This window comes from Chryseobacterium sp. (assembly GCF_019236175.1).
Classification (GTDB): domain Bacteria; phylum Bacteroidota; class Bacteroidia; order Flavobacteriales; family Weeksellaceae; genus Chryseobacterium.
Genome location: NZ_JAFAJM010000001.1, coordinates 46,885 through 59,722, shown reverse-complemented (window position 1 = coordinate 59,722; position 12,838 = coordinate 46,885). Strand labels below are relative to the sequence as shown.

The 12,838-nt window shown below is 35.1% G+C and carries 13 protein-coding genes; all 13 read left to right on the top strand.

What is annotated here, in order from left to right:
* Nucleotides 1-2 precede the first annotated feature (2 nt).
* The 13 genes from JO178_RS00270 to JO178_RS00210 are packed head-to-tail and all read left to right on the top strand — an operon-like array spanning nucleotide 3 to nucleotide 12,769.
* Nucleotides 3-1,085, top strand: a complete 1,083-nt coding sequence (locus JO178_RS00270) for a DegT/DnrJ/EryC1/StrS family aminotransferase (RefSeq protein ID WP_291930254.1) — start codon at nucleotides 3-5, stop codon at nucleotides 1,083-1,085.
* A 2-nt stretch (nucleotides 1,086-1,087) separates the two neighbouring features.
* Nucleotides 1,088-1,720 (top strand): acetyltransferase, encoded by a 633-nt coding sequence (locus JO178_RS00265; protein ID WP_291930252.1) that lies wholly within the window; start codon nucleotides 1,088-1,090, stop codon nucleotides 1,718-1,720.
* A gap of 2 nt (nucleotides 1,721-1,722) precedes the next feature.
* Nucleotides 1,723-2,634, top strand: coding sequence for a glycosyltransferase (locus JO178_RS00260; RefSeq protein ID WP_291930250.1), 912 nt, complete (start codon nucleotides 1,723-1,725; stop codon nucleotides 2,632-2,634).
* 21 nt (nucleotides 2,635-2,655) lie between these two features.
* Nucleotides 2,656-3,837, top strand: a complete 1,182-nt coding sequence (locus JO178_RS00255; protein ID WP_291930248.1) for a glycosyltransferase family 4 protein — start codon at nucleotides 2,656-2,658, stop codon at nucleotides 3,835-3,837.
* A 3-nt stretch (nucleotides 3,838-3,840) separates the two neighbouring features.
* Complete coding sequence (locus JO178_RS00250) at nucleotides 3,841-4,710, top strand: glycosyltransferase (RefSeq protein ID WP_291930246.1); 870 nt, start codon at nucleotides 3,841-3,843, stop codon at nucleotides 4,708-4,710.
* 50 nt (nucleotides 4,711-4,760) lie between these two features.
* Nucleotides 4,761-5,429 (top strand): hypothetical protein, encoded by a 669-nt coding sequence (locus JO178_RS00245; protein ID WP_291930244.1) that lies wholly within the window; start codon nucleotides 4,761-4,763, stop codon nucleotides 5,427-5,429.
* A 10-nt stretch (nucleotides 5,430-5,439) separates the two neighbouring features.
* Complete coding sequence (locus tag JO178_RS00240) at nucleotides 5,440-6,363, top strand: glycosyltransferase family 2 protein (RefSeq protein ID WP_291930242.1); 924 nt, start codon at nucleotides 5,440-5,442, stop codon at nucleotides 6,361-6,363.
* A gap of 27 nt (nucleotides 6,364-6,390) precedes the next feature.
* Nucleotides 6,391-7,116, top strand: coding sequence for a class I SAM-dependent methyltransferase (locus tag JO178_RS00235; RefSeq protein ID WP_291930239.1), 726 nt, complete (start codon nucleotides 6,391-6,393; stop codon nucleotides 7,114-7,116).
* 3 nt (nucleotides 7,117-7,119) lie between these two features.
* Nucleotides 7,120-8,061, top strand: a complete 942-nt coding sequence (locus tag JO178_RS00230) for a glycosyltransferase (protein ID WP_291930238.1) — start codon at nucleotides 7,120-7,122, stop codon at nucleotides 8,059-8,061.
* A gap of 10 nt (nucleotides 8,062-8,071) precedes the next feature.
* Nucleotides 8,072-8,995 carry a glycosyltransferase family 2 protein gene (locus tag JO178_RS00225; protein WP_291930236.1) on the top strand — a complete coding sequence of 308 codons (924 nt, stop codon included), beginning with the start codon at nucleotides 8,072-8,074 and terminating at the stop codon, nucleotides 8,993-8,995.
* 47 nt (nucleotides 8,996-9,042) lie between these two features.
* Complete coding sequence (gene asnB / locus JO178_RS00220; RefSeq protein ID WP_291930234.1) at nucleotides 9,043-10,839, top strand: asparagine synthase (glutamine-hydrolyzing); 1,797 nt, start codon at nucleotides 9,043-9,045, stop codon at nucleotides 10,837-10,839.
* Entirely contained in the window at nucleotides 10,839-11,777 is a 939-nt protein-coding gene (locus JO178_RS00215; RefSeq protein WP_291930232.1) for a glycosyltransferase family 2 protein, read from the top strand. The genes asnB and JO178_RS00215 overlap by 1 nt, the downstream gene beginning before the upstream one ends.
* Entirely contained in the window at nucleotides 11,774-12,769 is a 996-nt protein-coding gene (locus tag JO178_RS00210; protein WP_291930230.1) for an acyltransferase, read from the top strand. Before JO178_RS00215 ends, JO178_RS00210 begins: the two co-directional genes overlap by 4 nt.
* Nucleotides 12,770-12,838 lie beyond the last annotated feature (69 nt).

Genomic DNA, 12,838 nt, shown 5'->3' with positions numbered 1-12,838 from the left:
TTATGATTCCTGTAACAAAACCTTTTCTTCCTCCGAAGGAAGAATATAATGCCTATGTGGATGGCATTTGGAAAAGAAATTGGCTTACCAATATGGGCCCTTTAGCAAGCCAGCTTGAAATGGAACTGAAGGATCATCTGAAATTAAAGCATCTCCTTTTTGTGACGAACGGAACTGTTGCCATTCAAATGGCGATAAAAGGTTTAGAAATAAGCGGAGAAGTTATTACCACCCCGTTTTCTTTTGTTGCCACCACCAGTTGTATTGTCTGGGAAAACTGCACCCCCGTATTTGTAGATATTGATCCCATAAGCCTTTGTATAGATGCTACCAAGATTGAAGAAGCCATAACAGAAAAAACTACTGCAATTCTGGCTACCCATGTTTATGGCAACCCCTGCGATGTAGAAGCTATAGAACTTATTGCTAAGAAGCATAATTTAAAAATAATCTATGATGCCGCCCATGCTTTTGGTGTAGAAATAAATGGAAAATCTATATTTGAATATGGTGATGTTTCCACTTGTTCTCTCCATGCTACAAAGCTTTATCATACCATTGAAGGTGGATTAATTGTTACTAAAGATGCTGAACTTTTAAAAAAACTGGCTTATATCCGAAACTTCGGAATTTCCGATTTCGACGCGTTTTCTGAGTTGGGAATTAACGGTAAAAATTCTGAATTTCATGCAGCAATGGGATTGGCAAACCTAAAATATATTCCACAAATACATGCCAAAAGAAAAGCTCTTGCTGATCTTTATGATGAAAAGCTAAAAAACTTAAAAGCTGTAAAACCTGTATGGAACCCAAAAGCAAGTAAAAATCATCCGTACTATCCAATTGTGTTGGAAAGTGAAGAGCTTCTTTTAAAACTAAAGAAAGAAATGGATAAACAGGAAGTCTTTACAAGAAGATATTTTTATCCTAGCCTTGCTTCTGCATTACCTTATTTACCTACTCAAGAATTACCAATTACTGAAAATATTTCAAAAAGAGTATTGTGTCTTCCAATGTATTATGATTTAACATTTGAAGAAATAGAGTTCATTGCACGGTTAATGTTAAGAATTCAAAACAATTAAATATGTTAATAATAGGAGCTAAAGGTTTTGCAAAAGAAGTACTTGAAATTTGCCATCAGAATAATGACTTAAATGGTCTTGCTTTTTATGATGATATAAATGATGATGTGAATGGATTTCTTTATGAAACATTTCCCATCCTAAAAAACATTGAATCATCAGAAAGTTATTTTAAAACAATTGATAATAAATTTACAATTGGTATTGGAAATCCTGAGCTAAGAAAAAAACTAGCAGAAAAATTTTTAAATATTGGTGGACAACTAACGTCAACAATCAGTTCAAAAGCAGATATTGGATCCTATGGAATCCATATAGGTAATGGAGCAAATATTTTAGATGGTGTTAAAATTTCCAATGATGTCTCGATAGGTCTGGCCCCAATTATATATTACAATTCAATTATTACACATGATGTAAAAATCGGAGATTTTGTTGAAATATCTCCAGATGTAAAAATTTTGGGAAGAGCCAGTATTGGAAATTTCTGTCAATTAGGTTCAGGATCAATCATCCTTCCTGATATTCACATTGGTGATCATGTCATCATTGGAGCAGGTGCCGTTGTCACCAAAGATATTCCGGATGGCTGCATTGCCGCTGGTGTTCCGGCAAAAATTATAAAAAAAAAATAATAATGAAACCTTTAGTAAGCGTCATCATGATTACATACGGTCATGAACAATATATTGAAGAGAGTATTAATGGAGTTTTATCTCAAATTTTCAATGCTGAAGTCGAACTTATTATTTCTAATGATAACTCACCTGACAATACTGAAATTATTATTCAAAATCTCATTAATACACATCCTAATGGCCATTGGATAAAGTATATAAAACATGACGAAAATAAAGGAGCAATCCCCAATTTCACATGGTCAATCTCTCAGGCTAAAGGAAAGTATATTGCTATTTGTGAGGGTGATGATTATTGGACAGATCCATTAAAACTTCAAAAACAAGTTGATTTTCTTGAGCTCAATCCTAAATACAGTTTAAGTTTTCATAAAATCAAAGGAATAAGTTCTAATGATACAGAGCCTATTATTTTTAATAATCCTGATGAAGAAAAGGATTATTCGATAAATGATCTCTCAAAAGGAAATTTTATTCATACACCTTCGGTTGTTTTCAGAAAAAACATTCAAGAACTGCCTCAATGGATCAATCACTCACCAATAGGAGATTATCCTTTGCATATGATTAATGCTTCTTTTGGCTTAATAAAATACTTCCCTGACTGTATGGCAACCTATCGAGTGGGTAGCGGGATATGGAGTACAAAAAGTAAAGTTTACCAAATGGTAAATGTTTTGTTTTGTTTGAAACTTTTAATAGAACATTTTAAAAAAAATCAACAAGTAAATACAAATTTAAAAACACAATATGATGAATATTATACAGCGTTATCAAAACCTATTGAAGATAAAGAAAAATTATCTTTACAATTAAAAGATTATCATTATATAGAAAAAATCATAGATTTTAATAATCTTTTAAAAATTGTAATATTAAAAATTGCTAAAAAAATAGGTCTAAAAAAATAATATCCACCAAAATTTCATTTAATGTGTTCTCATAAAAAAATATTATTCATTTCCCACGAAGCTTCTTTATCGGGTGCTCCAATTCTTGTTTTAGATTTAATAAAGAGGTTGAAACAGGAAAAAGAAAATTATATCATTGATGTTTTATTGATCAGAGGTGGAGAGTTATATGAAGAATTTGCAAAAGTATCCAACCACATTGTTGTAGCCCATTATCACCTGCAGTCTTTTTCATTTATAAAAAGAAATGTAAAAAGAATTCAGTCTCTTATCTTCAGAAAAACGGAAAGCCAGCAGGATAAAATTGATAAGATCACCAATGGTCTTTTTGTTAACAATTACGATCTTGTGTATGGAAATACTTTGGAATCACTAGTCTGGACACTCCCTTTCTATAAAAAAAATATTCCGACGATTGTAGCCATTCATGAGCTGAGTTTTGGAATTGAAAGTACTTTTCCTAAAGAATTCGTTTTAGAAAACCTTTCTAATATCACTCAGATTATTGCCGGCTCACAAGCCGTTGCTGATAATCTCATTGCGAAATACAATGCGAACCCTCAAAAAGTCACTGCAGTTCATTCTTTTGTTGACACGGTTCTTACCATTCAAAAAGATAAAGACAGTTTAAGACGTGAACTCAATATTCAGAATAATGAATATGTCATTGGAATTGCAAGCTCTCAGGAATTGAGAAAAGGAACGGATATGATTCCGGTGTTGGTTCAGAAAATAAAACAAAAAACCGACCTTCCTTTTAAGTTTATCAATCTGGGGGGAAATTCAAAAAGCCCTGCCGTGAGATGTGCAAAGCTGGATGCAGAAAAACTGGGAGTGGAAAATGAGATGATCTTTATCGATCATAACAAGACCCCTAATGACTATATCAATATTTTTGATGTTTTTATTTTGATGTCGCGTGAGGATCCTTTTCCATTGGTGATGCTTACGGCTGCCAAACTTAAAAAACCCATTATAGCTTTTGAAAAAAGTGGTGGTGCAGTAGAATTTTTAGAGAACGACCATGGAGTTCTTGTGCCCTATCTGGATCTGGATGTAATGGCAGCAAAGACGGTGAGCCTTATGCAGAATTCCGGACTGCGGGAAACTTACGGAGAAAATATCCACCGAAGGCTGGAAAATGAATATTCGGACAAAAGACTGGCTGGTAAAATTTTCACTATAATCGACAGTTTACTTTAAAAAATGATTTCTATTATCGTCTCTTCTTATCTGCCTGAATATTTTTTTGCACTCGAAAAAAATATAGCCGAAACCATTGGTACCTCCTACGAAGTGATCAAGATTGATAATCCGGGACTGATGGGGATCTGTGAAGCCTATAACAAAGGAGCTCAAAAGGCACAATTTGACTATCTGCTTTTCATTCATGAAGATATCCTCTTTAAAACAAAAAACTGGGGTGATAAACTGATCACCCATTTGAACGGGCAAGGTTCGGGAATTATAGGAGTGGCAGGATCATCATATGTTCCTTCTGCCCCTTCAAGCTGGACTGTTTCTGAACAATATAATTTCGTAAATATACTGCAAGGGGATAAAAAAAATACAGACTCCTTTCTCATTCATTCAACAAAAAGAAACAGAGAAGAGGTTTTTGCTATAGACGGTGTCTTTATGGCTGTTAAAAAAGAGAATTATCTGCAATTCAGATTTAATGAAGCAATCCTTAAAGGTTTTCATGGATATGATCTTGATCTAAGCCTGAGGATGTCAGAAAAGCTTCAGAACTATGTGGTGGATGATATTCTCATCGAACATTTTTCAAAAGGCAATCGCGATAAAGTATGGCTGGATAATAATATTCTGGTCAAACAAAATATTAATCTAAGTTTCCGCCAAAAAAATGATTCGGAAACTGAAAAAAAGGCTTTTTTAAGTTTTTTATACAAGTATTTCGAATATTATCCCATTAATAAAAAAAATATCTTATTTACACTAAGGTTTTATCCTAAAAAGCTTAATTTTAAAGACCATACTGCTATTGCTAAACAGTACTTCAAATATATTAGATACCACAAAAGCATTAACAATAAGATAAACACAAATAATTAGAATTAAATTTATTACTTTCACTACTATCGTGAAGAAAAATCTGATACAATATGATTATAGGAACAGGCCTAATTGCTCATGCATTAAAAAATATTGATACCAACGACACGTTATTCTTTGCTTCCGGTGTTTCAAATTCCCTCGAAACCAGAAGTTCCGAATTTGAAAGAGAATTTTCTCTTTTAAAAACTACCCATGAACAACATAAAGAAAAAAAGTTCGTCTATTTTTCTACTTTAAGTATCCATGACCAGTCCAAGCAAAAAAGTCCTTATGTCATTTATAAAAAGAATATTGAGGAATATATAAAGAATAATATTGAAAACTATCTGATTTTAAGAATCGGAAATATTGTAGGAAAAGGCGGAAACCCCAATACCCTTTTTAATTTTCTGAAAACCCAGATAGCTCATAAAAATGAATTTGCACTGCATCTTAAAGCCAGAAGACTGCTGTTGGATATAGAGGATATTTCTACGTTTTTAGCATCACATTGCCAATCTATTCCGAATAAGATTATTAATTTTTCTTTTCCTTATAATTTTGATCTGAAAGAAATCATTGGTGCTATCGAAAAAGAAACCCGTAAGAAGGCCTGTTATTCGGAAGTGAACGAAGGCGACTTCTACAAAGTCGACTTTGAAGAGGAAATCCTCAGTTTCTTTTCAGGAATAAGTCCTGAAAATTATCTTGAATCTTTAACCCGAAAGTATATTTAAGATGACGATTATGCATGTGATTATTGTTACTTATAATGCCATGCCGTGGGCGGAAAGATGTTTCTCAAGCCTGAGAAACTCTTTGGTTCCGGTACAGTGTATTGTCATAGACAACGGTTCAACAGACGGCACACAGGAATACATCAGAAAGCATTTTCCTGAAGTGGATTTCATGCAGTCTCCACAAAATCTGGGTTTTGGAAAAGCTAATAACGCGGGAATAGAAAAAGCATATCAAGAAGGAGCCGATTTTTTCTACCTGATGAATCAGGATGCATGGATTTATCCGGATAGTTTTCAGAAATTACTGGAGGTCTATCATGCTTACCCCGATAAAAACGAGCTTGGAATTCTAAGCCCTATACATATGGATGGCAGTGAGAAAAAACTGGATGTCTTTTTTGAACGCTATCTTGCACGGAATACCCATATCAACAGAATTTTTTCAGACAGCTTTAACGGTACGCTGAAAGACTATTACGAAATAGACTTTGTGAATGCCGCACACTGGCTGCTTCCCAGAACAACTATTGAAGAGATCGGGGGCTTTAATCCTTATTTTTTTCATTATTCTGAAGATTATGAATATGTACAGCGTATTTCATTCTTTAAGAAAAAAATCATCGTTTGTCCGGCAAGCAGAGTGGTGCATGACGGTAAACAGGATTTTCTTAAAACCAGTCACATCAATGCACAGAGAGTACAACGGGAACAACGCTACCTGGATCCTGCACTCAGCTTTGATTCAGAAGCATTGACCAGAGATTTTATTCCTAAAATAATAAAACAAGCCTTTAAACTGCAGGTTTCTGCAGCCGCGGATACCTGGAAAGAATATCAGTATCAGAAAGGCAGATTTACTGAAATTATGAATTCCCGGGCAATCCTTAAAAACAAAAGGGCTGCTTTTCTCAATATCACTCACAAATATTAATGTTAAACTTAATCCCTCATTACACAAATGAACAGAGTACATCTTATCAACAACATTATTCAAAAGGGTAATTTCAAAAGGTATCTTGAGATTGGTACCCGCAGCGGCAGTTCTCTATATGCGATAGGCTGTAAAAATAAAATAGCTATTGACCCCAACTTCATCATTCCTAAGATGGAAAAACTCAAAAGAAAAGTTTTTGATATTAAAAACAACAGAAAAACCCATTATTTTGAGATGACCAGTGATGATTTTTTTGACCAGAAGAAAAGCTTTATCAAAACATTCGGAAATATTGACATTGCTCTGGTAGACGGAATGCACACTTACCATCAGGCTCTCAAAGACGTTCTCAATATACTTCCCTTAATGAATGAAAAGTCGATCATTGTGATGCATGATTGTTTTCCTGTCAGTGAACCCGCTTCCACAGCTTATAACTCAGAAGAATTTTTGGCGAAGGAAAAGCATCCTGACTGGACTGGTGAATGGAACGGGGATACCTGGAAAGCTATTCTTTATTTATTAAAAAAATATCCGCAGGATCTGGATGTTTTTGTTCTTGATACGGATTATGGGCTTGGTATTGTTCAGAAAAAACATAACCTACCTATAAACGTTGAGCTGGATACGGATCTTTTCAGACAGTTTATTCCCTATACTTATCAGGATCTTAAGAAGAATCCTCAGGAATTAATAAATTTGAAGCCTAAAGAGATCGTTCCATCTCTTATTAACAGATTCCATTATTAGTCGATGAAACCAAAAATATCAGTCATCATGCTCACTTACAATCATGCTCCTTATCTTAAGGAGGCTATTGAAGGCGTGCTATCCCAAAAAACAAATTTCCCTCTTGAACTGATCATTTGCAATGATAACTCACCGGATGATTCTGACCATATTATTTCTGAATATGCGGCCCAATATCCGGATATTATCCGGTATTTTAGTCATAAAGTCAATATCGGATTTGTGGAAAACCAAAGATTTGCTTTCGCACAGGTTAAAGGAAAATATGTAGCATACTGTGAAGGAGATGATTACTGGACTGATTCGGAAAAGCTACAGTTCCAGTATGATTTTCTTGAAAACAATCCGGAATATGCAATGGTGACCGCCAGAAATTTATTGCTTCATCAGGATGAAAATAAACTGACAGAAGACGGAAAAGATGCTATGTTTCAGGGTCGGGAATATATTGATTACACACAGGATAGCTTTTTTATACAGCGCCCAACCCAAACTTTTACCTATCTGATCAGAAAAGATTGTATTGACAGCAAATGGATAGATATATATCCTAATTACAGAGATCTTTATTATTTTTATCATGTGCTGGAGTTTGGAAAAGGCAGAAGCTTTAATAAAGTAGTGGGGGTCTACCGTCTTCACAGCGGAGGTGTATTCAGCTCATTAGAAACTGAAAAACAATACCGTACCTCTATTGATATTTTTAAAAACATCAAACGGATTAATAATGATAAAAGAGCAGATCAGCAGATTGTGAATACCCTTGATCAGCTCATCAATAAATATTATTATGAAAAGGAATTTACTTCTCCCCTGCTCAACAGAAAACTCTATTCAGCTATTTTTGAACGTTTTTCTATTTCCGGAAATATCGGTACGGGCATAAGCCAGTTATTAAAGATTATAAAGTATACTTTTACCAGATCAATTAAAACTTACAATTAAAACTTTTACAATGCCTAACGTTCATATTATTATTGTTACTTACAATGCCATGAAATGGGCTGAACGATGTTTTACAAGCTTGAGGCAGTCCTCAGTTCCTGTGCAGTGTACTGTAATTGATAATGGTTCTTCAGACGGAACACAGGATTATATTAAAAATCAGTTTCCCGAAATCAGTTTTCTCCAGTCTGAAACCAACTTAGGATTCGGGAAAGCCAATAATATAGGAATTGAAGAAGCTTATAGAAAAGGGGCAGACTTTTTTTACCTGATGAATCAGGATGCATGGCTTTATGAAGACAGCATGGAGAAAATGCTTGATATTTATATGCAGCATCCTAATCAGGATGAAATTGGAATAATCAGCCCTTTCCATATTGACGGCTCAGAAAAATATCTGGATATTTTTTTAGATCAGTATATTGCTAAAAATTATGAGAAAACCAGACTGATTTCAGATCTGTATTTTCAGACGCTGAAACCTTATTATGAGATCCGTTTTGTAAATGCTGCCCATTGGCTGCTCCCCAGAAAAACAATAGAAACTGTGGGCGGCTTTAATCCGTATTTTTTCCATTACGGAGAGGATGATGAATATGTTAACCGTATTCATTTTCACCGGAAAAAAGTACTGCTTGTTCCCGGTAGTAAAGTGGTGCATGACGGAGTACAGTCATTATATAAAATAGATTTTACAAAATTTGAAGATGTCCGGGTGGAGGTTAATGCTATGAACCCTAATTTACCTGATGGATGGGAACAGGAAAAGAAAGCACTACAACAAAGTATGCTTAAAAATTTTCTGACCGGTAACTTCAGTACTTACAGACAACTGTCTAAAAAGTACAAAAAAATTTCCGCTGACGGAGACCAGCTCAACAGTTTACGGAAGCAGCTGATACAAACCGGTCCTACTTTCCTTAATCTATCGTAAATTAGCGTATACAAAATGAGAATAGTAATGATGAAAAACAAAAGCATATGTGCGGAATAGCAGGAATTATAAGTAACAATGCCAGAAATTATCAGGAGGAAATCAAAAAAATGACAGATTCCCTGATCCATCGTGGCCCTGATTCTTCAGACTTTGAATTCTATGACAATGCTGCATTGGGCCATCGCAGGCTTTCTATTATAGATTTATCTGAAAATGGGAAACAACCCATGTTCTCCAATACAAAAAACGAATGCATTGTTCTTAATGGGGAAATCTATGGATATCAGGACCTTAAAAGACAATATGCAGAATATCCTTATCACGGAGGTTCAGATACTGAGGTTATTCTTGCCATGTATCAGAGAAAACAGGAAAACCTTATTCATGACCTTCCCGGAATGTTTGCTTTTGCCGTCTGGGATGACCATAAACAGCAATTGTTCTGCGCCAGAGACCGTTTTGGTGAAAAACCTTTCTATTATGCTATAGGCCATAATAATGAGTTTATTTTTGCTTCGGAGATCAAAGCGATTCTGGCTTCCGGGCTCATTCAGCCTGAAGTAAATCCCGAAGCAGTTTCCAATTATCTTCAGTACGGATATGTAAGTGCTTATCAAAGTATTTACAGCAATATACACACCTTACCCCCTGCTCATCAACTGATCTGGAAAGAAGGCAGCGTATATGTTTCACGATATTATAGTTTACCGTCAAAAGACAGGGTAATCAGCCTGTCTGATGCCAAGGAAGAATTTTTATACCTTCTGAAAAATGCCGTTAAAAAACAGCTTATTGCAGATGTTCAGGTAGGAAGTTTTTTAAGCGGTGGCCTGGATTCTTCATCTGTGGTTGCCTTAGTAGATGAATTTTTACCTCATCAGACTACGATCAGTTTCGGCTACGACCATAAAAACAGCGAGCTCAAATATGCCAAAGAGATTGCCGATAAATATAAAACCAATCACATAGAAGTTCATGAGCAGAAAAAAGATCTGGCAGAATCATTACTGCATGTTTCTCCTTTCTTTGACGAACCTTTTGCCGATACTTCTTACCTCCCTCATTATGAGATCTGCAAAAATGCAAGGAAAAATCTTACCGTAGCCCTTTCCGGAGATGTCGGAGACGAGCTGTTCGGCGGGTATCACTTTTATACGGTGGAAAATATGATGAAAAATCATTTCAGTTATAAAAATCTAATCGCACGATTCGCGCTCAATCTTTATAAAAAAGCAAAAACCGTTTCCTTCGTTACCCAGCAGAATTTAAAATACGGTTCTATCCTGGATTTTCATTTGAATTCCGTCAGAAATGATTTTAATACAACTGAACGTTCAATGTTAGGGTGTTCAACGGATTATCAGCAGGGATACAGCTTTACACCTGACCCGGATTCATTAAATGACATTATGAGAGTAGATCTGGAGAATTATGTGCCGGGCAATATGATGGTAAAATCAGACAGAATGGCGATGGCCAATTCGCTGGAGGTAAGAACCCCTTTTCTGGATATTGATTTTGCAGAATTTTGTATCCAGCTTCCTGATCAGCTGAAACTTACCAGCGAAAACGATAAAATCATCCTCCGTGAATCCATGGGATCTTATTGGACCGATACCATCAGAGGCCGTCATAAGCAAGGTTTCGGGCTTAGCGTTAAAAGCTGGTTTGAAGAAGATAATCTTATGCGGCTTTCCAACGATCTTCTAAAAGATCCGGATCAGAAAGTTTTCAGCTATATTGACTTTAAGGCTACCCAAAAATTCCTGAACAAAGATCATAAACACTGGAATTTACTGCAGCTTGCTCTATGGGCTCATAACAATAAATCTGTATTATAATGCTTGATATTTCTGTCATCATCCCCGTATATAATGCTGCTGAGTTTTTAGAAAAATCAGTACAATCGGCATTGCAGTTTGAAGAAGTTAAAGAAATTATTTTAGTGGAAGATAAGTCTACTGATGACTCATTAGAAATTGGCAAAAAATTAGCCGGTGAAGATTCAAGAATACAGCTGTTTCAGCATCCTGATAAAGAAAATCATGGTGCTGCCGCATCAAGAAATCTCGGTATTGAAAAAGCTGCCGGAAATTTCATTACATTCCTGGATGCAGATGATTATTATCTTCCGAACAGATTTGATGCAGAAAAAGAACTTTTTAAAGATCCAAAAGTAGAAGGTGTATTCAGTGCCACTGGTATTGAATATCTCACAGAAAAAGGGAAACAGGAGTTTCAGTCTAAATTCAGTGACAGTACATTAACTACGGTAAACTATCCGGCAGAAGGAAAAGAAATCTTCAGAGGGCTTCTGGGACTTACACCGAAAACTTTCGGTTCATTTTTTCACCTGAATGCATTAACGATAAGAAAGTCTGCTCTTGAACGGTATCATCTAAGATTTAATAATATTCTCCGCGTACATCAGGATTCTGATTTTATTATTAAGCTGGCTTACCATTGTCATTTAAAATCGGGAATCATAGATCAGGCCGTTGCGATGAGAGGAATACATGATGATAACAGAATTACAAAGATTGTGAGATATTCACCCCAGTATAATCAGAGACAATATCTTTTCTGGAACTCTCTATATGATTGGTCTCAGTCTTTATCACTGGAAACAGATGTTGCCCAACATCTCTATTTGCAGAAAAAAGCATTTGAACTTTCAGAGAAAAAAGGAATTTCAAAAATAACAGGGCTTTTGGCTGCTGTTCTTAAAAATCCTGATATACTGAAGACCAAATACCGCTTTACATATACCCACTCATGAAGCTCAATAACCTTCAAATATTAAGGGGTATATCAGCATTATTAGTATGCTGCTTCCATTTTGCAGGATATATCAACTTCCCGCATCTTCCTCTTGGTGATATCCTATTCAGTAAGGGCAGTATCGGGGTTAATATTTTTTTTGTGATCAGTGGGTTTATTATGGCATTTACTACCCGAAAAAAGGACTTCAGTATCAACACATCAAAGGAAATTGCTTTATTTTTCAAAAGAAGAATTATCAGAATAGTACCCTTATATTTTTTACTGACATTGGCATGGATTATCCTTGGAAGATCTCTTATGACCTATATGCACGGAGAAGGTTTGAACAGACTGATCCATTCTTTTCTGTTCCTTCCTCAAAAAAATACTTTTCCGGTATTATACCTCGGCTGGTCACTCAATTATGAAATGTTTTTCTATCTGATATTCGGAATTTCACTCCTGTTTTTTACAAAAAGATATCTTTTTATTATCATCTTTTTTATCGGCACTTACCTTTCAGGACTCTTGATACCGTCTGATAGTTCATACCTTCAGATGGTCACAAGCCCGTTAAATCTTTATTTTGTAACCGGAATATTATTTGCATTGCTTCTGAATAAAGTAGCAATCAGTAAAAAACTGGCAGTCCTAATTTGTATAACTGGGATTATCTCTTTTCTGTTACTCTTGTTTAATGCCATTCCTTCAGGAACTTTGATAACTTTATTAATTGTATCACTATTTGTATTCTCATTTTTACTTTTTGATTATACTTTTCACTTCAAAGGAAATCGTTTTCTAGTTTTTTTAGGGGATATTTCCTATTCTTTATACCTCTCCCACCCTTTTGTTGAAATACTTTTCAGAAGATTTAAAGTTGACGGCTACCTCAATATCCCTTATTTTATTCTGAAATTAATTATGGTGGTTGCACTGGCCGCATTGCTGTATCATTTTGTAGAAAAAAAGATTACAGAATTTTTAAAACTAAAACTGAAGGCATAAAACAATTTATTAATAAATATTTCACAATAACAGGATAATCAGCGTTGGAAAACTAAAATTAAAGGCTTA